The sequence below is a fragment of the Ekhidna sp. genome, assembly GCF_965228795.1.
Taxonomy (GTDB): domain Bacteria; phylum Bacteroidota; class Bacteroidia; order Cytophagales; family Cyclobacteriaceae; genus Ekhidna.
Genome location: NZ_OZ245839.1, coordinates 1754125 through 1777777 on the forward strand (window position 1 = coordinate 1754125; position 23653 = coordinate 1777777).

Annotated in this window: 19 protein-coding genes and 2 tRNA genes; 10 read left to right on the forward strand and 11 right to left on the reverse strand. The window is 40.4% G+C overall.

What is annotated here, in order from left to right; genetic code table 11:
• The first annotated feature begins 80 nt into the window (after window positions 1-80).
• Window positions 81-452, forward strand: coding sequence for a hypothetical protein (locus ACQK2H_RS08010; protein ID WP_425390915.1), 372 nt, complete (start codon window positions 81-83; stop codon window positions 450-452).
• Between the two features lie 384 nt (window positions 453-836).
• On the opposite strand, the gene ACQK2H_RS08015 is transcribed toward ACQK2H_RS08010, so the two are convergent.
• The 3 genes from ACQK2H_RS08015 to sucC all read right to left on the reverse strand — a co-directional run bounded on the left by ACQK2H_RS08015 (window position 837) and on the right by sucC (window position 3169).
• Window positions 837-910 (reverse strand) — tRNA-Arg (locus tag ACQK2H_RS08015).
• A gap of 473 nt (window positions 911-1383) precedes the next feature.
• Window positions 1384-1809, reverse strand: coding sequence for a hypothetical protein (locus ACQK2H_RS08020; protein WP_425390916.1), 426 nt, complete (start codon window positions 1807-1809; stop codon window positions 1384-1386).
• Window positions 1810-1957: 148 nt separating this feature from the next.
• Complete coding sequence (sucC, locus tag ACQK2H_RS08025; protein WP_425390917.1) at window positions 1958-3169, reverse strand: ADP-forming succinate--CoA ligase subunit beta; 1212 nt, start codon at window positions 3167-3169, stop codon at window positions 1958-1960.
• 193 nt (window positions 3170-3362) lie between these two features.
• Here sucC and ACQK2H_RS08030 point away from each other — a divergent pair, with 193 nt between their 5' ends.
• The 3 genes from ACQK2H_RS08030 to ACQK2H_RS08040 are packed head-to-tail and all read left to right on the forward strand — an operon-like array spanning window position 3363 to window position 5613.
• Entirely contained in the window at window positions 3363-4010 is a 648-nt protein-coding gene (locus ACQK2H_RS08030) for an ABC transporter ATP-binding protein (protein WP_425390918.1), read from the forward strand.
• A 2-nt stretch (window positions 4011-4012) separates the two neighbouring features.
• Window positions 4013-4849 (forward strand): DMT family transporter, encoded by an 837-nt coding sequence (locus ACQK2H_RS08035; RefSeq protein WP_425390919.1) that lies wholly within the window; start codon window positions 4013-4015, stop codon window positions 4847-4849.
• Between the two features lie 53 nt (window positions 4850-4902).
• Complete coding sequence (locus ACQK2H_RS08040) at window positions 4903-5613, forward strand: YebC/PmpR family DNA-binding transcriptional regulator (protein ID WP_350207276.1); 711 nt, start codon at window positions 4903-4905, stop codon at window positions 5611-5613.
• A 70-nt stretch (window positions 5614-5683) separates the two neighbouring features.
• Here the strand turns inward: ACQK2H_RS08040 and gap are convergent, their stop codons facing one another.
• Window positions 5684-6676 (reverse strand): type I glyceraldehyde-3-phosphate dehydrogenase, encoded by a 993-nt coding sequence (gene gap / locus ACQK2H_RS08045; protein WP_425390920.1) that lies wholly within the window; start codon window positions 6674-6676, stop codon window positions 5684-5686.
• Window positions 6677-6844: 168 nt separating this feature from the next.
• On the opposite strand from gap, the gene ACQK2H_RS08050 reads away from it, so the two are divergent.
• A complete protein-coding gene (locus ACQK2H_RS08050; protein ID WP_425390921.1) occupies window positions 6845-9697 on the forward strand; it encodes a M16 family metallopeptidase in 2853 nt (950 codons plus the stop codon).
• Window positions 9698-9778: 81 nt separating this feature from the next.
• Window positions 9779-10027 (forward strand): hypothetical protein, encoded by a 249-nt coding sequence (locus ACQK2H_RS08055; protein WP_425390922.1) that lies wholly within the window; start codon window positions 9779-9781, stop codon window positions 10025-10027.
• 239 nt (window positions 10028-10266) lie between these two features.
• On the opposite strand, the gene ACQK2H_RS08060 is transcribed toward ACQK2H_RS08055, so the two are convergent.
• From ACQK2H_RS08060 to ACQK2H_RS08070, 3 genes are all read right to left on the reverse strand, one after another.
• Window positions 10267-10337, reverse strand: a tRNA-Cys gene (locus tag ACQK2H_RS08060).
• A gap of 67 nt (window positions 10338-10404) precedes the next feature.
• Window positions 10405-12585 (reverse strand): 30S ribosomal protein S1, encoded by a 2181-nt coding sequence (gene rpsA, locus ACQK2H_RS08065; RefSeq protein WP_425390923.1) that lies wholly within the window; start codon window positions 12583-12585, stop codon window positions 10405-10407.
• 149 nt (window positions 12586-12734) lie between these two features.
• The gene (locus ACQK2H_RS08070) at window positions 12735-13235 is read right to left on the reverse strand and encodes a hypothetical protein (protein WP_425390924.1); all 501 of its coding nucleotides are present in this window, start codon (window positions 13233-13235) and stop codon (window positions 12735-12737) included.
• A gap of 51 nt (window positions 13236-13286) precedes the next feature.
• Here ACQK2H_RS08070 and ACQK2H_RS08075 point away from each other — a divergent pair, with 51 nt between their 5' ends.
• Window positions 13287-14999, forward strand: coding sequence for an amidohydrolase (locus ACQK2H_RS08075; protein WP_425390925.1), 1713 nt, complete (start codon window positions 13287-13289; stop codon window positions 14997-14999).
• A 12-nt stretch (window positions 15000-15011) separates the two neighbouring features.
• Window positions 15012-16028 carry a UDP-N-acetylmuramate dehydrogenase gene (gene murB, locus ACQK2H_RS08080; RefSeq protein ID WP_425390926.1) on the forward strand — a complete coding sequence of 339 codons (1017 nt, stop codon included), beginning with the start codon at window positions 15012-15014 and terminating at the stop codon, window positions 16026-16028.
• Here the strand turns inward: murB and ACQK2H_RS08085 are convergent.
• Together ACQK2H_RS08085 and ACQK2H_RS08090 are read right to left on the reverse strand one after the other, a co-directional pair.
• Complete coding sequence (locus tag ACQK2H_RS08085) at window positions 16025-16480, reverse strand: GNAT family N-acetyltransferase (protein ID WP_425390927.1); 456 nt, start codon at window positions 16478-16480, stop codon at window positions 16025-16027. The two genes, murB and ACQK2H_RS08085, sit on opposite strands and share 4 nt — an antisense overlap.
• A gap of 6 nt (window positions 16481-16486) precedes the next feature.
• Window positions 16487-17173: an aspartate/glutamate racemase family protein gene (locus tag ACQK2H_RS08090; RefSeq protein WP_425390928.1), complete on the reverse strand. Its 687-nt coding sequence runs from the start codon at window positions 17171-17173 to the stop codon at window positions 16487-16489.
• Window positions 17174-17253: 80 nt separating this feature from the next.
• Between ACQK2H_RS08090 and ACQK2H_RS08095 the strand changes: the two genes are divergently transcribed.
• Together ACQK2H_RS08095 and ACQK2H_RS08100 are read left to right on the forward strand one after the other, a co-directional pair.
• Window positions 17254-18405, forward strand: coding sequence for a DUF819 domain-containing protein (locus ACQK2H_RS08095; protein ID WP_425390929.1), 1152 nt, complete (start codon window positions 17254-17256; stop codon window positions 18403-18405).
• A 67-nt stretch (window positions 18406-18472) separates the two neighbouring features.
• Window positions 18473-19345, forward strand: a complete 873-nt coding sequence (locus ACQK2H_RS08100; RefSeq protein ID WP_425390930.1) for a hypothetical protein — start codon at window positions 18473-18475, stop codon at window positions 19343-19345.
• Window positions 19346-19365: 20 nt separating this feature from the next.
• Here ACQK2H_RS08100 and ACQK2H_RS08105 read toward each other — a convergent pair whose 3' ends face one another.
• Window positions 19366-21063 (reverse strand): hypothetical protein, encoded by a 1698-nt coding sequence (locus tag ACQK2H_RS08105; protein WP_425390931.1) that lies wholly within the window; start codon window positions 21061-21063, stop codon window positions 19366-19368.
• 109 nt (window positions 21064-21172) lie between these two features.
• Complete coding sequence (locus tag ACQK2H_RS08110) at window positions 21173-23626, reverse strand: S9 family peptidase (RefSeq protein ID WP_425390932.1); 2454 nt, start codon at window positions 23624-23626, stop codon at window positions 21173-21175.
• Window positions 23627-23653 lie beyond the last annotated feature (27 nt).

Consider the following 23653-nt stretch of genomic DNA (forward strand, 5'->3'; position numbering starts at 1 on the left):
TTTGGCATAAATATAGCAATGTAAGAGTAACTATGGTTTCAAATTATTTGTAACTTAGAAATTTAATATTGCATTTACTCATGAAATTATTGTACATCACCATAGCACTAGCAGTATTACAGTCTACCACTACCATTGTTAAAAACAATGGAGATCAAATCGAGCTCAAAAATGTTTTGATTTATCAAAATGAGAAGAAAGGATCTCCTGATGTTATTGTGTATTCATACCGTGGGGCCAAAGATCAAGTCAAGGTCAAAGACATTAAGCGGATATCTTTTAAAGAAACAATTCAAAAGAAAAAAGGTATTACAACCTATCGGGTAATCTTAGTCAAAGCGAACAACGATAAGCTAGAAGTAGAAATAGACCTTGTAAAAGTTGAAGGGCTAAATGATGAAGGAAAAAAGGAATCATTAAGCTTAGGTTCCGTCGATAAGATTTCATTTTAAAAAAAGAGTGCCTCAACTAATTAGTCCCAAATAAAAAAGCATCTACCAGTTGATAGATGCTTAAATGTGCACTCGGAAGGATTACTCATACGCACAATCATGCCGCACAGCCCCTCGTGAACCTCCCGTTGGTCGGTTTCGAACCAGGATTCTCATCCTTCCTAATTACTTTAGATAACACTGAGGCGATGAAAATAAAAAAAGCATCTACCAGTTGATAGATGCTTAAATGTGCACTCGGAAGGATTACTCATTCGCCAAACCATGCGCTCGACCCCTCGTGAACCCTATGGGTTTCGAACCGAGGTTCTCATCCTTCCTGTCGCGTTTAATGGAAATAGTCCCAAATAAAAAAGCATCTACCAGTTGATAGATGCTTAAATGTGCACTCGGAAGGATTCGAACCCTCAACCCCCAGAGCCGAAATCTGGTATTCTATCCAGTTGAACTACGAGTGCATATGACCTAATGCGGCCACAGGGTCGCAAATATAGAAGGAACCATTTAATTTTAATAGGTCTCAAGCTATTCGTGATTGATTGGACTTAAGATTCCCAAGTCTCACTCGTTCCTCGTTCGCAAGGGGATAGGGTTGTAATATGTTTTCATCGTTTTCTACACTCTGTCACATGGGAGACCGACGAAAGGAGGTCGATTCATAGGAATCTCTTCGGTGAAGACCTGGAGGAATTGGTGACTGTCGATATAAAAACAAAGCCCTCCAGACAGTATCGTCTGGAGGGCTTTTTCTTTGAGTGGTGATTATTTACAAGTTTCTTTTAGTGGTATTAGCTCAGCATGACAAGCAAAACAATCACCGTTAAAATGGATAAGAAAAATCTTACGTAGTTCATAATTGATTTCATTTTGTTGTCGTTCATATGGCCAATTTGTAAGGGGATACCCCTAAGTGTTTCTACTAAAAAGCCTTTTACCTCGATGAAACAAAGAAGTATGTTCGATAACCCTCTTCAAAAGAAGAAGTGATTTGATGCGCATTTTCATTGATTTCATCAATGTTCCATCTCTGTGCACTATCACCTATTTCTACAACCAGCTGATTATTTCTTTGGTTAATGAACCATGTACCAATAACGCCTGGAGGGTCTCCAGGGTCACACTTCGAGCCTCCCTCATTAATTTCATAGGTTCCGTTAGGGTAGTAAGTAATGAAATTATCTGTGACGCATCTGTGGGGCTGTACAGTGCCTAGTTCTATTTCAATTTGATCAATTTGATACGTTCTGCCGTATGCATCATTCCCGGCGATTAGTTCAGAAGGAGTTACTGATCTGGGGCCATCATCATAGCAGCTGGAAATGATTAAAGCCAAAATGAGTAGACGTAAAAAAGCCATAGTTGTGTGATTTACAACTATGGCAAGCATTTAATTTTCTACCCCTAAAACTGAATCAACTTCGGTATAAATGGAATTATATTCAAATCGATAAGAATCGATAATTCTCTCAAGGATAATTCACCCTTTGAAGGGGGTAAGGGGGATGTTAAGAAAGTACCTCTTTCACTTTCTCAGCTGCATCCTCCAATACAATTGCTGATGTCACTTTTAATCCTGAATCTTCAATGATTTTAGCACCTTCTTCTGCATTAGTTCCCTGAAGCCTTACAATAATTGGAACGTTGATATCTCCAATGTTTTTGTATGCTTCTACTACGCCATTGGCTACTCGATCACATCGAACAATACCACCGAAGATGTTGATAAGGATGGCTTTTACATTAGGATCTTTAAGGATGATTCTGAAACCGGCTTCTACAGTCTGAGCGTTAGCGCCTCCTCCGACATCCAAAAAGTTTGCAGGCTCACCACCAGAAAGTTTAATAATATCCATTGTGGCCATCGCAAGTCCTGCACCGTTCACCATACAACCAACGTTACCGTCAAGCTTTACGTAGTTTAGACCGGATTTTCCAGCCTCAACTTCTAATGGATCTTCTTCTGTAAGATCTCTCAGCTCAGCAATGTCTTTGTGACGGTATAACGCATTATCATCAATATTCACCTTGGCGTCAACCGCTAAGATTTTATTATCTGAAGTTTTAAGTACAGGGTTAATTTCGAATTGTGAAGCATCCGTTGCTTCGTAGGCTTTATATAGTGAATGGATGAATTTAACCATTCCTTTGAAAGCTTCTCCTTCCAGACCTAATGCAAAAGCAACTTTTCGGGCCTGAAATCCCTGAAGACCTACTGCAGGATCAATCCATTCCTTTACTATTTTATCAGGTGTTTCCTCAGCTACGGTCTCAATGTCCATTCCACCTTCAGTGGAAGCCATGATCACATTCTTGCCTGTGCCTCTATCTAATAAAATAGATAAGTAATACTCTTTTGGATCTGATTCGCCCGGGTAGTAAACGTCCTGAGCAATCAATACTTTATTCACTTTCTTACCTTCAGCACCTGTCTGATGTGTTACCAGTGTACCGCCAAGAATATCCTTAGCTTTTGGTGCCACCTCATCCATACTCTTGGCCAATACCACCCCATTGGATCCGGTCTCATTTACTTTTCCTTTTCCTCGTCCACCAGCATGGATTTGAGCTTTGATCACATACCATTCGGTACCTGTTTCTCTGTTCAGTTCTTTTGCAGCTTCAACCGCTTTATCTGGCGTATCGGCAACCACACCTTCCTGGATGGTTACGCCGTATGACTTTAAGATTTCTTTGGCTTGGTATTCGTGAATGTTCATGTCTTCAAAGTTTCTGAAATAAGCGATTTGCTTCAATTCAATCACTCGCGCTTGAAATCGCTAAATGGTTGTTTAAGCATCATGCTCATTCATGGAAATAAATTTTCTGCGAAGCTAAATCATCGGGAACGTATAACCAAGTTGAATAGGGGTATATAGCGTATTTCTGGATGATAAGCATATCTTTGCCGCCATGCTGAAAGCAGAAGATATTCATAAATCTTATAATGGATTAGATGTTCTGAAAGGGATCAATCTCTCAATAGAAAAAGAAGAGGTTGTGAGCATAGTTGGAGCCTCAGGTGCTGGGAAAAGTACACTTCTACACTTACTAGGAACGCTCGATACACCGGATAGGGGCAAGGTGATTTTGAACAACGTGGAAGTTTCGTCTCTTACTCAAAAAAAAATGTCGAGTGTGAGGAATGAAGAAATTGGTTTCATTTTTCAGTTTCATAATTTATTTCCGGAGTTCACAGCAATCGAAAATGTGTGTATACCTGCATTCATCAAAGGGAATAAGCAAGCTGAAGCTAAAGCATTGGAGCTTCTGACGATTTTAGGACTCAAAGATCGAAAAGATCATAAGCCTTCCGAGTTATCAGGGGGAGAGCAACAGCGTGTTTCAGTAGCTCGTGCCCTTATCAATGATCCCTCAATTGTATTTGCCGATGAGCCGAGTGGTAACCTTGATTCTCAAAGTGCGGATGAATTGCACAAACTTTTTTTTGACCTAAGAAACAAAATGGGTCAAACATTTGTCATAGTGACTCATAATATGGATCTGGCGGGAATGGCTGATAGAAAGCTGGAAATAAAAGACGGAATTATAACTGCTTGATATTGAGTCAGGGAGTTAGATACATGCTGTTTGCATCGTTTACTTTCACCATCATGAAAGTGTGCGTGAAGTTGGTACCTCATATTCCCGCAATCGAGATTATTCTATTTCGCTCAGTAATATCATTGGCCATCAGTATTTTCTTTCTCAGCAAGCAGCGAGTAAATATCTGGGGGAATAATAAGCCGTACTTAATAGGAAGGGGAGTAGCCGGAGCTATAGCATTAGTTATTTACTTCAGCTTACTTCAACAAATCCCGCTAGCAACAGCTTCAACGTTGCAATACCTGGCTCCAATCTTCACAGCTGTTTTGGGAATATTCATTGTCGGAGAGAAGGTCAGAAGTATTCAATGGTTATTCTTTGCGATCAGCTTTGCGGGTATTTTAGTTATCCAGGGGTTTGATCCGAGGATATCTTTCATCCATCTGGTTATGGGAATTACTGCATCGTTATTTATGGGGCTGGCGTACAATTTCATACGAAAGTTGAAGACGAGTGAGCACCCATTGGTCATCATTTTTTATTTCCCATTGATCATGCTGCCTATATCGGCCATCTGGTCTTCATTTGTCTGGGTACAGCCAATAGGCTATGATTGGTTGGTTTTGATTCTTGTTGGTATCACCACACAGATCGCACAGTTTTTAATGACCAAAGCCTATCAAAAAGAGGAACTTAATAAGGTATCCATTCTTACTTACATCGGAATTATATATTCATTGGCATTTGGATTTTTCATCTTTGACGAGACCTATAACCTGGTTACCTACGGAGGGATGGCACTGGTCCTGACAGGTGTAATATTCAATGTGATGTGGAAGAAAAAGCATCCTTGATTTTAATTATGCCTTCTGCTTAATTTGCACACCTAAAATCAAAAGAAAACATCATGGGAAGAGCGTTTGAATACCGAAGAGCAGCCAAAGAAAAGCGATGGGATAAAATGAGCAAAGTGTTCCCTAAGCTAGCTAAAGCAATAACTGTTGCCGTAAAAGAGGGGGGAGAAGATCCCGAAATGAATGCCAAACTGCGGACGGCTATTCAAAATGCTAAGGCGGAGAACATGCCGAAGGACAATATCGAGAATGCTATCAAACGCGCCTCAGGAAAAGATATTGATGAAATTCACGAAGTGACATATGAAGGCAAAGGGCCTCATGGTGTTTTGGTTTTTGTAGAAGCGGCCACAGATAATACCACACGTACGGTTGCTAATGTGAAGTCGTATTTTAATAAAGCGGGAGGGAGCTTTGTGCCATCCGGTTCCCTTGAGTTTATGTTTGACCGGAAGGCTGTGTTTGAATTTGAGAAAAAGGAGGGGATGGATCGTGAAGAATTGGAGCTCTCACTTATAGATGGCGGTTTGGAAGAATTGGAAGAGAATGAAGGTGTTTTCTATGCTTATGCCGACTACACCCAATTTGGGGAGATGAGTAAGGTACTGGAAGACTTGGAAATAGATGTGAAGAAAGCCACGCTAAAGCGAATTTCTAATAATCCGGTAGAGTTTACCGAAGAACAACTGGATGAGATCGAGAAGATGCTTGACAAGATCGAGGATGACGATGATGTGCAGGCAGTTTATACGAATATTGCGTAAGTCACATTATTGAAAATCAAACAAAAAAAGGGACTCGATTGAGTCCCTTTTCTTTTGGTGTTTATTACTATTATCCGGCAAGCTTAGCAATAAGATCTGCCGCTCTGTTTGAGTATCCGGCCTCATTGTCATACCATCCTACCACTTTCACCAGGTTGCCCTGGCATGAAGTAAGTTTAGAATCGAAGATGTTCGAGTGAGGGTTGCCAACAATGTCAATTGAAACAATTGGATCCTCAGTGTACTCGAGAATGCCTTTCATTGGACCTTCTGCAGCAGCCTTCATGGCAGCATTTACTTCTTCAGCAGTTACGTCTTTGCTTACTGTACAGGTAAGGTCAGTCAATGATCCGGTAGGGGTAGGAACTCGCATCGCAATACCGTCTAATTTTCCATTTAGGTGAGGAAGAACCAAACCAACAGCTTTAGCTGCACCAGTTGAGGTCGGTATAATAGATACAGCACCTGCTCTGGCTCTTCGTAAATCTTTGTGTGGTGCATCTTGTAAACGCTGATCTGCAGTGTATGCGTGTACTGTTGTTATGTATCCTTTCTCTAAACCAAATGCATCATCAAGCACTTTAGCCATCGGGGCAAGACAGTTGGTTGTACATGAAGCGTTGGAAAGAATGGTTTCATCACCAGTCAAGATATCTTCGTTTACTCCAAGCACTACTGTTGGAATGTCTCCTTTTGCAGGAGCAGAAATAACTACCTTCTTCGCACCAGCTTTCAAGTGTTTTCCAGCACCCGCTTCATCAACGAAAATACCAGTAGACTCAAGTATAATTTCAACACCTAAGTCACCCCATGGCAAGTTTTCAGGATCTCTTTCAGCATACACAGGAATGGCTTTACCATTCACAATGATGTTTTTATCGTCAGCCTCAACCGTACCAGGAAATCTACCATGGTTAGAATCATACTTTAAAAGGTGAGCGAGGGTGTGCGTATCTGTAAGGTCATTGATCGCAACTACATCTACATTATTTTTTTCAAGGAGCGCTCGAAAGCTTAGTCTTCCAATACGTCCAAATCCGTTAATACCAATTTTCGTTGACATGTGATCTTGCTTTGATTTTTGAGGTGCAAAAGTAAACCTACTTTTTGAGGTAATCAATTTTATTGATAAACGTCTTTTACCGGCCTTAAAGAACCATTCATATCAAAAACCTTTCATAATGCTATATGATTGATTAAACTGCGGCACATTAAAATCTCTAACGTTAAAATGAAAAAAATTAAGAATCTATTTGTTGCATTTATTGCAGTGATAACGATGCTGACGGCCTGTACTTCCGGAGGAGACAGTCAATCCAGCGATAAGTTGTCTATCGACTATGAAAAGTACACACTTGAAAACGGGCTGGATGTTGTGCTGCATCAGGATGAGTCCGATCCAATAGTAGCAGTATCAATCATTATTCATGCAGGTTCAAGCAGAGAGAAACCCGGAAGAACCGGTTTTGCTCACTTTTTTGAACACATGTTATTTCAACGATCTGAAAATGTTCCTGATGGCGGATTTTTCAAAAATATCAATGAGTGGGGTGGAACCTTCAATGGCGGTACCTGGACAGATGGTACCATCTACTATGAAGTTGTTCCAAAAGATGCACTAGAAAAAGTACTTTGGATGGAATCTGACCGAATGGGCTATTTCATTAACGCAGTTTCTCTTGCTAGTCTTGAAGGTGAAAAGCCTGTAGTACAGAACGAAAAAAGACAGAATTACGATAATAGACCTTATGGTCATACACGTGCGGTAGTAGCTAAGGCTTTGTATCCGGAAGGACATCCATATAGCTGGTTGACAATCGGAGAACTAGAAGATCTTCAAAATGCTACATTAGAAGATGTTAAAGAGTTTTATGATGAATGGTACGGTCCAAACAATGCAACACTGGTGATTGCCGGAGACATTGATAAAGATGGAGTAAAAGAATTAGTTGAAAAATACTTTGGCGAGATTCCTTCAAGAGGAACTGATACCCCAATGGATCCACAGCCGGTGACTTTAGACGAAACTAAAGTGATCTATCACGAGGATAATTTTGCCCAGCTTCCTGAATTGCGCATGACCTATCCGACGGTAGAGCAATACCATCCTGATCAGTGGGCATTGGATGCTTTAGGTCAAATCCTTTCAGATGGTAAGCGAGCTCCATTATATAAAGCAATTGTTGAGGAAGCGAAAGTTGCTCCTAATGTCAATTCATACAATAGTTCTAGTGAACTAGCAGGGACATTTACAATTAGTGTACGGGCAAATGCCGGAACGGATTTGGATTCAGTAAGAGCGGTTATTAATCAGACACTAGCTGATTTCGACAAGGAAGGATTTGATGTGAAAGATCTGGAGAGAATCAAGGCTGGACTAGAAACCAACTTCTACAATGGTATCAGTAGTGTTTTAGGAAAAGCATTTCAGCTTGCTTCCTACAATGAGTTTGCAGGCGATCCTGGATTTATCGAAAAGGACATTGAAAACATCAAGGCAGTAACACAGGATGATGTGATGCGAGTATTCAGAAAATACATTCTGAATAAAAATCATATTGTGACAAATTTCGTCCCTAAAGGATCTGCTGATCTTGCGATGGAGGGTGCGGTAGCAGCCGATATCAAAGAAGAAGCAATAAATGAGTATGGTCAGAGTGAAGTGATTGAAGAGGAGGGGGATTTTACCATTGTAAAAACAGAATCTTCATTTGACCGTTCTGTTGAGCCTGATTTCGGCGAGAAGCCTCTGGTTGCACCTCCCACTATCTGGACAAGCCAAACCGAAAATGGTATTGATGCATACGGTGTAGAGGCAAATGAACTTCCGTTGGTTAATTTCTCTATGAGAATCATGGGAGGTCATTACCTGGATGATATGAATAAGGTGGGCGTTGCAAATCTTATGACCGATATCATGATGGAAGGTACTGCCAATAAGACGCCAGAGGAGTTGGAAGATGCAATTGGGCAGCTTGGAGCTAACTTGAACATGTTCACTTCGGATGAATATATCCAGGTTTCAGGAAATTGCCTTTCCAGGAATTTTGAAGCAACAATGGCGTTGGTTCAGGAGATTTTACTGGAGCCAAGATGGGACGAAAAAGAGTTTGAGCGTATTGTTAATCAGACTTTACAGTCTATTAAGCAACGTGAAACCAACCCAAATGCAATTGCTGCTGTGGTGATGGATAAGAAACTATATGGTGAAGATCACATCCTTGGACACCCATCTATCGGGTATGAAGATCATGTGAAAAGCATCACTATGGATGATCTAAAAGCGTTCTACCAAAATTACTTCGCTCCCAATGTGACCAACTATCATGTGGCCGGAAATGTATCTCAAGACCGTGCACTTAAAGCACTTGGGAGATTGCGCACTGAATGGGAACAAAAGGATATAGCAATGCCTACATACGAAGTACCTCCGGTACCGAATGAACCGGAAGTATATTTTGTAGATGTTCCTAACGCAAAGCAGTCAGTCATTCGAATGTCACGCTTAACAGTACCATCTAACGATCCTACCTATAATGATATCATGGTAGCTAATGATCGTTTAGGAGATGGTTCATCGGGTAGGTTATTTCAGGTATTAAGAGAAGAAAAGCAATTTACTTATGGAGCATATTCATTCCCCGGAAGAGGTGTAAGAACACCAAGTACATTCGGGGCATTCTCTAGTGTAAAATCGTCAACTACAAAAGATGCTTTAGATACGTTCAAAGAAGTGATAGGAAATTACGGATCTACGTATACTGATGAGGATCTTGAAAAAACAAAAACGGCAATGATCAAGGAGAATGCAAGAAACTTTGAAACACTAGGTAACTTGTTGAGCATTCTTCAAAACATCAGCACGTATGATTTGCCTAAAGATTACATCAATCAAGAACAGCAGGCTGTTACAAATGCAAGCATTGAAAGCATTCAGGCTACTGCAAATGAATACTTTGATCTTAGCAACTATATATTCGTGATAGTAGGTGATAAGGCTACTCAGTACGAGAAACTAAGAGTTGATGGTGCTGGAGACCCTGTGTTGGTCGATCGATATGGAAATGAAGAAGGAGTGATGTAATTCCCAATTGATAAAAACTATTTTAAGCCCATTCGGTAAAAGCCGAATGGGCTTTTCTTTGAGTGTAGATACAATTTACAAATGTTCGAAAATCTTAATTTCTCATCTTCTCTTGATGAAAATGAATTTGAAGAATGGCTAGAGAGTGGGAGATCTAGCAAAATCAGGTACAGCTACCTGGTGATTCTATGGGACGAAATTGATAGATCCTTTCACCCGGTTTATTTATCTGAAAGAGAAGAGCTCAAAAAGTACACTGACGATTACAGTAACGTGGGTGATACGTTCGTTGCAGCTTACGATCTCTTTACAGAGTCTAAGATTATGTGATCTGGAGTTGATAAGCTGGTGTTTTAAACGCTTTGATATACAATCTATTGGTATGAGGAGCTGCGCGCCTGCCTGCTGCAGGTAGGGATTATTCGTACGCGCATCCATGCCTTCGTTTACTTATACCTGCATTACATGCCGCACAGCCCCTCGTGAAGCTCCTTTTAGTCGCTTTCGAACCTACGGTTCTCATCCGCTATTTAGATAAAAAAAGCAACCCTTTCAGGTTGCTTGTAAAGAGGCGCTGAGCGGATTCGAACCGCTGTAAAAGGTTTTGCAGACCTCTGCCTAGCCGCTCGGCCACAGCGCCATGATTTGATGCAAAAGTAGAGAAAAAGAGCCATCCATCAGAAGATGAATGGCTCAATTTTATATGATTATTTTTCTTCTTCCTTCTTTGCTTTGGTAGTCTTCTTAGGAGCAGACTTACCTGCATCTTCCATTTTGTCTTTCAATGCTGAAAGTGCATCAAGGTCACCAAGTGTAGATTTCTCAACTTCTTTGTTGATTTTATCTAATGTGTTACCCTTCTTGCCTCCACCAGCAGTCTTCTTCGCAGAAGCTGCTTTTGGTTGCTCAGCATCCTTATCCCAAACAGAAGTGTGAGAAAGTACAATTCGCTTATCGTCTTTAGAGAACTCAAGCACTTTGAAGTCCAGTGTTTCGCCTTCAGCAGCCTTAGTACCATCTTCTTTCTTAAGGTGCTTAGGCAATACATGCCCTTCAAGACCGTAAGGAAGTTCAACAGTAGCAGACTTATCTGTAACGCTAGTTACTGTACACTTGTGTACGGATCCTTTAGTGAATACAGTTTCGAATGTATCCCATGGATTTTCCTCAAGATGCTTGTGGCTAAGTGCCAATCTTCTGTTGTCAACATCAAGCTCCATTACTTTCACCTCAAGCTCATCTCCAACTTTTACAAATTCAGATGGGTGCTTGATTTTCTTTGTCCAAGAAAGATCTGAAACGTGAACAAGACCGTCAATACCTTCTTCAAGTTCGATGAATAGACCGAAATTGGTTAGGTTTCTAACGGTTCCTTTGTGCTCAGTACCTACAGCATACTTAGTAAGTACATCTTGCTTAGTCCATGGATCTTCGGTAAGCTGCTTAATGCCACAAGACATTTTTCGTTCTTCTCTGTCGATTGTAAGAACTACAGCCTCAATTTCATCACCTACGCTCAAGAAATCAGATGGATTTCTTAGGTGCTGAGACCATGACATTTCAGAAACATGAATCAATCCTTCTACACCAGGGATGATTTCAAGGAATGCACCGTAATCGGCAACATTCACAATCTTACCCTTCACCTTAGATCCTACATCGATATCCTTATCAAGTGAATCCCAAGGATGATCAGTAAGCTGCTTCATACCTAGAGAGATTCGCTGCTTGTTGTCGTCGAAATCTAACACTACAACATTCACTTTCTCGTCTAGTGACAGCACTTCTTCCGGATGATTGATACGTCCCCAAGAGATGTCTGTAATGTGAAGAAGACCGTCCACACCACCAAGGTCGATGAATACACCAAAGTTGGTCATGTTCTTGATCACACCTTCCAGTACCTGACCTTTTTCCAGGTTGTTCAGGATTTCTGCTTTTTGCTCTTCCAGATCCTTTTCGATTAGGACTTTGTGAGACACTACTACGTTATCGTTCGTGTAGTTGATCTTCACAACTTTCACTTCCATAGACTTACCTACGAATACGTCAAAGTCTCTGATAGGCTTCACATCAATTTGTGATCCCGGAAGGAAAGCCTCTACACCATATACGTCTACGATCAAACCTCCTTTGGTTCTTCGCTTAACGAATCCTTCGATTACTTCATCATTGTCAAGGGCACCCTGGATAGACTCCCATGCCTTAACGATTTTTGCTTTTCTTCTTGAAAGAACAAGTTGCCCATTGGCGTTTTCTTGCTCTTCTATATATACCTGAACTTCATCACCAGCTTTTAAGTCAGGCATATCTCTAAATTCTGAAAGAGATACTAAGCCATCAGATTTGAAGCCAATGTTTACAATTACTTCACGGTCAGTAACACCTACCACGGTTCCGGTGATAAGTTCTTTTTCTGTGATTTCTGTAAGAGTTTCTTCGTAAAGTTTTTCCATTGCTTTACGATCCTCTTCAGAGTACTCATCCTCAAAGCCACCCTCAGTATCAAAATCGAAATCGTCATCCTGCTCTTCAATTACCGGAGCTGGAACCTCTTTCTTTTCTGCTTTTTTAGCTTTAGGCTCTTCCTTTTTCTCCTCTTTCTTCTCTGCCTTTACCTCTTCTGCTTTTGCTTCCACTTTTTCTTCCTTCACTTCCTTTTTCTCCTCTTTTTTAGTTTCAGCTTTAGCATCTTCTTTTTTCTCAGCCTTTGCTTTGGTTTCTTTTTTTGCAGTGGATTTAGAAGCTTTAGTTTCTTCTTTCACTTCCTCTTTCTTATCCTCTGCTTTTTTTGTTGCTGCTTTTTTTGTTGTGGTTTTCTTAGCAGCAGTTGCTTTTGCTTTGGTTTCTTTTTCCTCAGCTTTAGCGGTTTCTTCTTTTTTCGCCATAATAAAAAATGACTCCCGTTAGGTACACTGTGTCAGTTGGAGTCAGCACCGACCAGCATTTTGTTAAACAATACTCAGACAATACTTGCCTGAGCGCTCCATTTTGGAACGGAGCGCAAATTTAGGGAATTTGAATTACAAATCCAGTCTTATTCAGTCACAGAAAAGAATACTTCAGATATTTCTTGTGGAGTTTTGAGTTTTTTCAGCTTCTTTTCCACTGGTCGTGTTTTTTCTTGCTTACTGAAATAAATAAGTTGATCCTGAACTTTAGTGATTTCATTAAGAATTTCAACCTTATCTTCTTCAGAGTTTGCCTCTGATAGTTGACCTTCATAGCTATCAATTAGCTTTTGTCCGGCTCTGTAAATATGTTTTTTTAGTTTTTTGGTAACAGTTTGAGTTCCTGTTCCATATGCTTTTGCAATTTCTTCTTCAATTATGTATAGCGATTTAATTGACTTCTTTCTTCGCTCAATTCTTTTTTCAAGGATTTCAGTATCGTACTCCTGAACCTGACCGGATCCAGTGTTTGTGCTGGCTTCTACTTTTTCTCCCGGAGAGCTAATGCCTGAATTTTGATTCTGCTGAGCAAAAGAAATAGTGGTGATACTTAGAAATACAATAAAATAGATAAATGTGGATTTCATGTAAGCTATTTTTGGATGATTAATAATTAAAGTTGCGAAGATATAATTACTATGAATAGATACCTTACCGTTTACATGGTCATTTTGACCGTTATTATCAATAGTTGTAGTCAAAACTCAAATGAGCAGAGCATTTCTGCTGACAAAGTCATTTTTAATGGCTCGATCTATAGCATGGATGATTCTAATCCGAAGGTTGAGGCTGTGGCTATAAAAGCTGATACTTTTTTATATGTAGGTACTTATGAAGGTGTGAAGCAATACATCGGAGATCAAACCGAAACCGTTGATTTAGATGGTAAAACCATGACACCAGGACTGGTTGAAGGTCATGCCCATATTATGGGTGTTGGATACAATTTATTAAACGTAGACCTGAGAGAAGCGAAAAGCTACCAGGAAGTTGTGGAAATGGTGGCAGATCGTGCATCCAAAGCTCCGGAGGGCACCTGGATTACCGGCAGAGGTTGGCATCAGGATAAGTGGACGGAAAAACCTGAAATGACAAACGGTTTTCCAACACATGATCTATTAAGTGAGGCCGTGCCAAATCATCCCGTGTATTTAAAGCATGCAAGTGGACATGCAGCATTGGCTAATGCAAAAGCAATGGAAATTGCAGCAATTTCAGAAGGCACCCCTCAACCTGACGGTGGGGAGATCTTCAAGAGTGTTTCCGGGTCACCTACAGGAATATTTAATGAAACAGCACAAGGGTTAATCACTAAGGTGATACCAGATGCCACTAAAGAAAGCGATGAACAAGCACTTCGGTTAGCGTTGGAGCAATGCTTCAAATACGGTATCACCGGATTTCACCAGGCAGGATCTGGTCCTGATCACATTAATCTATTCAAAGAATTTGCTGAGAGAGGGGATCTTAAGTTGCGTTTATATGTAATGCTTAATGGAAGAGATGAGGAGTTACTTGATGAGTATTTTAAAAATGGAATCGAGGAAGACCTTTATGATAATCAATTGACGGTTCGATCGGTAAAGCTATATGCAGATGGCGCACTTGGATCGAGAGGAGCTTGGTTACTAGAAGAATACACTGATGCCCCGGGTGTTCATGGGCATAATGTGATGCCAATGGATGAAATAGAGGCGATTACAAAGGACGCTTATAAGGCAGGCTTCCAGGTATGTGTGCATGCCATAGGAGATCGGGCTAATAGAGAAGTGCTTGATATATATGAACGTACCTTTCAACTATATCCTGAAAGTGCTCCGAAAGAACCAAGGTTTAGAATAGAGCATGCGCAGCATTTTCATCCGGATGACATCCCTCGATTTGCCGAAATGGGTGTAATCCCATCCATGCAAGCCATTCACATGGCGTCTGATAGGCCATGGGCCATTGATAGATTGGGGCAGCAACGAATAGAGTGGGGTGCATACATGTGGCAGACACTGCTACAATCAGGTGCTCGCATTGTAAATGGCACTGATGCACCTGTAGAGCCTATTACGCCTTTGGCAAGTTTATATGCTTCTGTCAGTCGACGAACGTTGGAAGGAAGTCCTGATGGAGGATATGAACCTTCGGAAAAGATGACCCGCGACCAAGCACTAAAGTCTTACACATTAGATGCAGCCTATGCTGCATTTAGAGAGGATAGAAAAGGAAGCATTGAAGTAGGAAAGTGGGCTGACTTAACCATTTTTGATAAAAACATCATGACCATTCCTGAGGATGACATTTTAGATACAAAGGTGATGATGACGATTATTGGTGGCGAAATTGTTTACGAAGCAGAATAACTCACAATAGACTTGATTGTACAGCAAAACGTTTCCTTAAAGCCATATAATACTTTTGGCTTAAATGAAAATGCAGGTTTTCTTGCAATCGTGGACTCCATTGACGATTTGGATGAAATTTATCAGACCGGTCGTTTCCGCTCCCAAAAGAAGATGATTTTGGGTGGAGGCTCCAATGTTCTATTCACCAGAGGGTTTACCGGAGTGGTGGCAAAAAATGAAATAAGAGGCATTCAGGTTCAAAATGAAACCGAAGAGGATGTACTTGTTTCAGTTGGAGCAGGGGAGAATTGGCATCAATTTGTACTTTGGTGTGTGGAGCGTGGTTATGGTGGCGTTGAAAACCTGTCACTGATTCCGGGTACTGTGGGAGCTGCACCTATGCAGAATATTGGAGCTTATGGTGTTGAATTGAAAGATGTCTTTCACTCACTGGAAGCATACGAGATTAAGACTGGAAAGACGCTATCATTTTTTAAAGAAGACTGCAAGTTTGATTATCGGTATTCCATATTCAAGGGAGAATTGAAGGATGAATATGTAATTACCAAAGTATTTTTCAAGCTACAAAAGAAGCCTAATTTCAATATTTCTTATGGAGCGATAAAGCTTACACTGGAAGAAATGGGAGTGGACGAGTTGACCCTGAAAAATGTGAGTCAGGCAGTGATTAATATCCGCCAATCTAAGCTGCCTGACCCAATGGATATTGGAAATGCAGGGAGTTTTTTTAAAAACCCTGTGATTGAAAAGTTACATTTTGAAGCTCTGGAAGCAGAGTTTCCGGATATAAAATCGTATCCACTTGATAATGATCATATTAAAGTGCCTGCTGGGTGGCTAATAGAAAAAGCGGGATGGAAGGGGTATAAAGACGGAGAGTATGGCGTACATGATAAGCAAGCACTGGTATTGGTTAATTTCGGAAATGCAAGAGGGAAAGATATCTTCAAACTTTCTAACCAAATTCAGAAGTCCATCCAACAGCAATTTGGAATTGAATTGGAACGGGAAGTGAATGTGATTTAAGCATTTATACTGCTATCAAATGCATCCTTTCTAAGCAACATTGGAGTGATTGGAAACCCGTAGAATTCATCAGTGGGGCCGGTAATTTCTGCCCCAATTGATTTCAATAGATGAACGGTAATGTCTCTGGCATCAATGATCACTTGACCAATACCAGATTCAAATAGTTCCTTAAATGACGTATGAGCTATTTTTTTGCTCCAACCATGGCCTCTTTCATTTGGATCAACAGCCAGTCTTCCCCAGTGCCATTCGTTTTTAATCTTCCATGCAGCTACTGTTGCTATAATTTTATCATTCTTACGAATGCACCACCATCTTTGCTCATTAGATGGAGGTGGAATCAGATGTTTAGGAATATGCTGCTCTTGTGTGAAAATGCGCTCCAGAAATACATGAGCTTCCTTTAAACTTGATTGATCTAACCTAATAACTTTCCATTCTTCACCCATAGCTGGTTAATTCTTTTCTATCAAAAATTCTACAGCCATTTTTATGTGTAAATCTGTGGTAGCTAGTGCAGGTACAGATAGTTTTTCATCTTTCAATAATATCGGTAGTTCGGTACATCCCAGTATAATCCCTTCAGCGCCTTTATTTTTTAGTTGGTCCGTTTCTTGAATAAAGAATTCCTTTGCCGAATCTGAAAAAATACCTTGAGTAAGTTCATCAGCAATAAATTCATGAGTTTTATCAGCGTTTTTCTCATCGGGAATAATTGTCTCTATTCCAAAGTCCTTGTTTAGTGGTCCCTGAATGAAATCACCTCTCATGGTAGGGCGTGTTCCCAATAGCGCCAATTTCTGCATATCATGCTCTTTTGCTGCCTGTCCGATAGCGTGTGCGATGTGGAGAATGGGAATGCTAATTTGAGGCTGAACATGATCAAAAACGAGATGTGGAGTGTTAGCACAAATAACTATTCCATCAGCTCCGGCTTGTTCCAGTTTTTGTGCTACTGTCAGATACTTTGATCGAATTTCTTCTTCATCCTGCCGTCGCATTACCTCGATATTGATGCTGTATAGAATAAGCTCGGGGTTTGTTTGTTTGCCCATCTGATCGCTATACATTGTGTTAATACCCCGATAGTATTCTACTGTTGAGTACCAGGAGGTACCACCAATTAGTCCGAGTTTTCTCATACTGGTTGTATTATATCTCTCATAAAACTAAGGAATTTGACCATTCTATATAGAATGATCATTTATACTATTTTAGTCTGATGACTGATCAACCAATTTACATTTTAGGTGTCCTTTTCTTTCTTGTTTTTCTTAGCGAATATCTCTGCAAGCATACTTTTTTAAAGCACATCAGCAGTTCATTATTGGTGATCATTCTGGGAGCAATTTTTGCAAATATTGGATGGATTCCTTCTGCCTCTGATTCAAGTCCTGTTTATGAAGGTGTTTTTCATTATATCGCACCGGCCAGTATCTTTTTTCTATTGCTAGGTGTCAATCTAAAAGCACTCAAGAAAGCCGGGCTGCCCATGTTATTTGCATTTGTATTGGGTAGTGTGGGTACAATGCTGGGTGTGATAGTGGCCCTCAATTTGATTGATTATCAGTCAGTATTTGGAGCAAATGCTGAGGCTATTGCTGGTATGATGACGGGAACTTACACAGGAGGAAGTGCCAATTTCAATGCGGTGGCTTTGCACTATGAAGTGTATAGAGAAGGAGCAATTTTTACCGGAGTTGTTGTTGCAGATAATATAATTACTGCTCTATGGATGATCATCACATTAAGCCTGCCAGTAGTAATGCAAAAGTTACGTCCGCATGCAAGCATTCAAAGTGGTGAGAGTCATGATCATGAATTGGATAGAGAAGTAGAACAGATTGGGCCTATGAATCTCTCAGTGATGCTTCTTTTAGGAGCAGGAACATTATTTGTTTCAGATTGGCTGGCAGAAGCACTATCTGATCAGGGGCTCAGTTTTCCCTCGATTTTAATTTTGACGACCATCGCTCTGGTACTTGCACAGTTTAAAACGATTCAAGCAATACCCGGGGCAAAATTACTGGGTATGTTCTCAGTATATCTGTTTTTGGCAGTCGTGGGTGCTTTTTGTGAAATTGGAGCTCTATTAGACGTTGGAGCGCATGCGATAGATATATTCTTTTTTACTACCATGATTGTCCTGGTTCATGGTGCTTTTCTAATTCTTTCAGGACTAATCTTTAGATCTGATTGGTCTATTATAGCCATAGCTTCTCAGGCGAATATTGGAGGAGCTAGCACCGCTTTAGCTTTGGCAAAAAGCGTGAAAAGAAATGATTTGATCCTTCCTGCTATTCTAGCAGGTTCTTTGGGTTCAGGTTTAGGTACATACCTCGGTTTTTTAGTAGCAGGATTGTTGGGAGCATAAACTATCAATAGTGAGTATTTTTATATTTTGGTAATTTACTGTTTCCCTAATCTCACTTATCACCTTAATGCCTAATCAAAATTCTCAAAACTTAAAGAGTACCATAATAAAGGATTACCAAATCCCTCAATCGAGATTGATAGGACATAAAGTCTTACTGGCTACTAATCTGATGATGATTGTAGTCATCGGGATAGAATTGATTTTTGATTTATCAGCGACAACACTTGAACTGCTCATTCCTAGTTTTCTGCTAAATTTTGTACTACTTCTTATATCCTATTTTAAAAAGGGATTGAAGAATTTAGAGATTGCTCATGTTATCGTACTATACCTAATAGTTGAGGCACATTTCTTCGCGAACCCAAGTGTCTTTTACATTTTGGTTTATTGGATGCCATTTATTCCCATGCATGCATTAATTACCCGTGGCATGACACACTCTAAATGGTGGATGTTGATAATTGCAATTACTTTGATGGTGAATGGTTATTACGGTTCTCAGGTTGTAGGAGACTCCCATCCAATAAATCCTGATTTTATAAAGTTTACCAGTGCAGGAATACTGTTCCTTTTCTGTATTTATGCCGGTTTTTATTTGCTGTATTACTTGCTGGGTAATGCATACTCCACAATGAAGGTTAAGAATGAAGAGATTGAGCGTTTAAATAACGAGTTAAAAGACTTGAATAATTCACTGGAAGAACGAGTAGATCAACGAACTAAAGACATAAAAGTAAAGAATGAGCGCCTGGAGCGAATAGCTTATATGAACTCTCATGAGGTCAGATCATCGTTATCAAAAATCATCGGAGCATCCAATGCACTGAAACTGGATGAGAATGAGAAAGAACGATTGATAGGAATTATGGTGGAATCATCTGAAGATCTTGATCAAGCAATCAGGGCGATGAATAAAGAGATCGAAAAGAAATATTGAAATGATGGAGTAAAAATTGATCACCACAATCCCGCTTCTTTCATCACTGTCTTATATGTTGGGTGGTCTTGATTCGGCCACATTCCTTTTACTGCGAAATACGGAAGGCTTGGATCATTTTCTTCGTAAACAAGGAGTAAGGTTTCCATTTGTTTTTCTACGTTTTCCGTAATCATGTAAATCTGATGTATCAGTCTGGGCAATACATACTGAGTTTTTCTTTTCTCTTCCAGAAACTTTGCAGTAATTGATAATGTGGTATTAAAGTCATTTTTTTTGTAAGTGTCATTGATAAACTCTTCAATTCTATCTATCTGGGTTCTTTTAAGTAGTTCCTTTAAAAATTCTATAGCTTGATCATGCTTGTTGAATGCCACTGCTTTTTCTAGATTGACTTCCACAAGCAAAGGGTGATTGGGAGCAATTCTCTCAAGTTTATTTATGTACTTCGAACCGGTCAGCACTTTCCCATTAAACGTATACATGATCCCAATAAAGCTGATTACCCAAGGAGATTCTGGGTCGAGAGCTTCCGCATATTTTGCTTGTTGCCATGCTTCATCCCAGCGATTCATTATCATTAAAAAGTGAGCATAGCTTATGCGTGTGATTGCAGAATTAGGGTTGAGCTCAAGGCTATTGATCCAATTCCGTTCTGCTTTTTCCCATTCAAATGTACCCCACGTTTTTTCCACAGCTTTGATGCTGAATAGGCTGGCATTTTTGGTTGAAATTTGTTCAGCGAGAGTGATAAGGGAATCAATTTTATCACTTGCCAGATGTGGTCTCACATATCCCATTTGTCTTTTAGATGCCCACATGCTTGCTAGTCCACAATAAGCCTCGATAATAGTAGAATCAAGCTGAAGCGCTTTTGAAAAATAAAACTCAGCCTTAGAAAAATTTTTAGGTGTCAAAAGCCCTGTGTAAAAAGTGCCTCTGAGGTATGCTTCATAAGCTGAAGGATCAAATGTACGATTGGATGATAACCTTTTTTCCTGTTCAGGGGAAATTACTTTGTTTAGCTTAATTGCTACATTTTTAGTGACTTCACGGAATAGGTTGGGGATTTTTCCAAAGTGTCCTTCATACGAATGAGACCATAAAACTGATTCTTCGGGAAAGATATTAATTAGCTTAATATTCAACGAAACAACCGTATCAATTCTGGTTAGAGATGTTTCAATTATGGCATCTACATTTAGGTCTTGAGCAATTTGAGTTATGTTTTTGTCGGAATTTTCATACGACATGACAGAAGTTCTTGAGATTACTTTCATACTTCCCAACTTACCGATTTCGGTTATTAGTCCATCATGCATACCTGCAACAAGGTTTTTTTGCTCTGAACCCAGGTTATTTAGAAAAGGGAGTACTGCAACTGCGTCAAGCTTGTTTAACTCTGTATTTTTTGTCTTACTTATTTTTAAAAAGCGAAGCTTTTCCGGTTTAAGGCTGTTAGGATTAATAACATAGTAGAAAATCAAACTAATGGCCAAAAAAACGTTAATTATTTGTAGTGATATGGCTTTCCAATTAGTTTTTCCCTTAAATGATGAGTAAATAAGGGTGGCTGGAAATCCAAATAGTACCAACAATATGAGAATATCAATTAGTGCAGGGTCAAGATCATATTGTTGAACCAAAAAACTAAATGCTTCAATTACCACCCAGGCACCTCCAAGATAGAATGCTAACCTTTTGCCGAGTTTGTTCACAATTAAAGGTTTAATGTACCTTTAAGATACATAAAAATATCATCACCTGTTTCTTATAAAAAAAGCCGAACCTTACGGTCCGGCTTCATTAGGTTGGTCATCGCTTGTTTCATTTGTCAACCTCCATTTCAACAGAAGTTTCCATTGGGTCTTTGTTTTTAACGTGCTCCTCAAGCCATGCGTCTTGCTCCCATAGTACGTGCATGATGCTCTCCTTCGCCCGGTAGCCATGACTCTCTTTTGGTAGCATCACTAACCTTGCAGGTCCTCCAAGTCCCTTTAGTGCGTTGAAATAACGCTCACTTTGCATGGGGTACGTACCCGAATTGTTGTCGGCTTCTCCATGGATAAGCAGGAGTGGGGTTTTCATTTTATCTGCGTGCATAAATGGAGACATGGTATAATACACCTCTGGAGCCTCCCAGTAAGAGCGTTCCTCACGTTGGAATCCGAAAGGAGTAAGCGTACGGTTATATGCTCCACTTCGCGCAATTCCAGCCGCAAACAGGTCAGAATGACTCAATAGATTTGCCACCATGAATGCGCCATACGAGTGACCGCCAACAGCAACTCGCTCACGGTCGATGTAACCCATTTCATCCACAGCATCGATTCCTGCTTTAGCATTAGCGACTAGCTGCTTTCTAAAAGTATCGTTTGGTTGCTCATCCCCCTCACCAATGATTGGAAAGGCTGCATCATCTAACACCACATAACCTCGTGTCACCCAGAAAACCGGAGATCCATACCATGGGTAGATGAATTCATTCGGGTTGGTAGTATTTTGTCCTGCGCTGGCTTTGTCCTTATACTCCACCGGATAAGCCCACATGATCATTGGCATTTTCTCTTTCTTTTCCTTGTCATAGCCAACAGGTAAATAAAGGGTGCCGGTCAACTCAACTCCATCTTCTCGTTCGTAAGTAATCACCTCTTTTTCTACTTCCATCATCGCTTTAAATGGATTTTCGAATTGAGTGATTGGCTTCAAAGCCATCTTTTTCTTGATGTTTCTAACGTAATAATTAGGGTACTCCGTTGGTGATTCAATGCGAACAAGGATTTCTCCTTTGCTCATATCTATCGCATCTACCAGATCCTCAACCTTATCAGTGTACTCAGACTGATATAGTCTGGTCGTCTTCCCGCTTTCCAGATTCATTTGGTCTACAAAAGGGAATTGGCCTTCATCGCTAAAGCCATCGCCCATCAGGTAAGCGTTGCTTCCGTCCATTGATAACACAGACTGATTTAGCTTATTTTTTGTAGTTACAAAATTGCCCGGATCACTGTACGCATCCTGATAGTTTCTGTCGAACAATACTTTAGGTTCTTGAGCATTGTCTGAAGGGTTAAACAGATACGTTTTTGTGTTTCGGTTGTCAAACCAATAGTCGTAGGCTATTGCGACCTCATCATTACCCCATGTGATGCCTGAGAATCTATTTTTCATTTTCATGAGTGATCGGGCTTCTCCTGTAAATGGAGCCGGAAGTTCAAATGCTTCATCGTGGAATGCTACTTCCTTGGCAGGATCGCCTTCATCCAGTGCCTGAGCCCAGACTACAGTTGCAGGTTTGTCGGCACGCCAGTTAAATCCTCGTGGTTTATCTGTAGTAGACATAAAGCCCTTAGGTCTCACTTCATCTACGTCATTATCCAACAGCATTTTTACTTGATTGCCATTTTGATCGAAAATGGCTGTCTCAGAAGCAAATCTGTAGTATGGTACTAGGTATGAAAATGGTCTCTTCACTTTAGTGATCAGTACATAGTTGCCATCGGGTGAATAATCCATGCCTCGGTACATTCCGGTTTCCATCCATTTTTTGGAGGTTCCATCCAGGGAAACTTTGAATATCTCTGCTCTGGCTAACTGTTCAAAGTTTTTCTCATCCACGGGGTTTTTAAGCAAATCCTGATAGGTTCTGTTTTGCGCCTTTTCTCCGGTACTTGTACTGACAGTAGGCCCTGTAGGTACGGCAGTGTCTGTATTGATTAAAGGTTCACGATCCGCAGGTAGCATTTTAACCAGCATACTTTTGCTATCCGGAGACCATACCATAGGCCAACCTAAATTTGCATTTGCTCCAGCGTTGGTTAGCTTTTTGGCAGTCCCCTTAGCCACATCTAGTACCCAAATTTCTACACCTGTGGCGGTGGTATGAGTAAACGCCATCTTGCTTTCATCTGGTGACCAACTGAAGTAGGCCAGGCGCGGGTTTACCGGTAGGCCGGTTACCTGTTTAGCATTCTCGTCAAAAGCCTTTTTTACCTTCACATTGTTGTAAAAAGTAGTACGGCTCCCAATGTTGGTGACCGGATTGATCCGTAAGCCCCCAAGTCTTAATTCTTCTTCTGATAGCTCTGCAATAGACTTATAGGCATTACGGTAAAGGAGAACTACATTTTCTCCTTTGTTATCGATGCGTACCCATGGTGCAAGTGGGGCATCTATCAGTTCTTTGATTTCTTCAGGTGGCTCCTGATACTCAAGTCCGCCCTGGGCAAAAAGCCCTAAGGTGCAAAGAGCCAAGAAGCAACTGTTCATTATTTTTTTCATAGTCCTAGCTGTTTAAATTGATTTTCA

Excerpts from the sequence above, each read along its gene's own strand:
- ACQK2H_RS08010 (WP_425390915.1), top strand. The coding sequence starts at position 81 with ATGAAATTATTGTACATCACCATAGCACTAGCAGTATTACAGTCTACC.
- ACQK2H_RS08020 (WP_425390916.1), bottom strand. The coding sequence starts at position 1,809 with ATGGCTTTTTTACGTCTACTCATTTTGGCTTTAATCATTTCCAGCTGC.
- sucC (WP_425390917.1), bottom strand. The coding sequence starts at position 3,169 with ATGAACATTCACGAATACCAAGCCAAAGAAATCTTAAAGTCATACGGC.
- ACQK2H_RS08030 (WP_425390918.1), top strand. The coding sequence starts at position 3,363 with ATGCTGAAAGCAGAAGATATTCATAAATCTTATAATGGATTAGATGTT.
- ACQK2H_RS08040 (WP_350207276.1), top strand. The coding sequence starts at position 4,903 with ATGGGAAGAGCGTTTGAATACCGAAGAGCAGCCAAAGAAAAGCGATGG.
- gap (WP_425390920.1), bottom strand. The coding sequence starts at position 6,676 with ATGTCAACGAAAATTGGTATTAACGGATTTGGACGTATTGGAAGACTA.
- ACQK2H_RS08050 (WP_425390921.1), top strand. The coding sequence starts at position 6,845 with ATGAAAAAAATTAAGAATCTATTTGTTGCATTTATTGCAGTGATAACG.
- ACQK2H_RS08055 (WP_425390922.1), top strand. The coding sequence starts at position 9,779 with ATGTTCGAAAATCTTAATTTCTCATCTTCTCTTGATGAAAATGAATTT.
- rpsA (WP_425390923.1), bottom strand. The coding sequence starts at position 12,585 with ATGGCGAAAAAAGAAGAAACCGCTAAAGCTGAGGAAAAAGAAACCAAA.
- ACQK2H_RS08070 (WP_425390924.1), bottom strand. The coding sequence starts at position 13,235 with ATGAAATCCACATTTATCTATTTTATTGTATTTCTAAGTATCACCACT.
- ACQK2H_RS08075 (WP_425390925.1), top strand. The coding sequence starts at position 13,287 with ATGAATAGATACCTTACCGTTTACATGGTCATTTTGACCGTTATTATC.
- ACQK2H_RS08085 (WP_425390927.1), bottom strand. The coding sequence starts at position 16,480 with ATGGGTGAAGAATGGAAAGTTATTAGGTTAGATCAATCAAGTTTAAAG.
- ACQK2H_RS08090 (WP_425390928.1), bottom strand. The coding sequence starts at position 17,173 with ATGAGAAAACTCGGACTAATTGGTGGTACCTCCTGGTACTCAACAGTA.
- ACQK2H_RS08095 (WP_425390929.1), top strand. The coding sequence starts at position 17,254 with ATGACTGATCAACCAATTTACATTTTAGGTGTCCTTTTCTTTCTTGTT.
- ACQK2H_RS08100 (WP_425390930.1), top strand. The coding sequence starts at position 18,473 with ATGCCTAATCAAAATTCTCAAAACTTAAAGAGTACCATAATAAAGGAT.
- ACQK2H_RS08110 (WP_425390932.1), bottom strand. The coding sequence starts at position 23,626 with ATGAAAAAAATAATGAACAGTTGCTTCTTGGCTCTTTGCACCTTAGGG.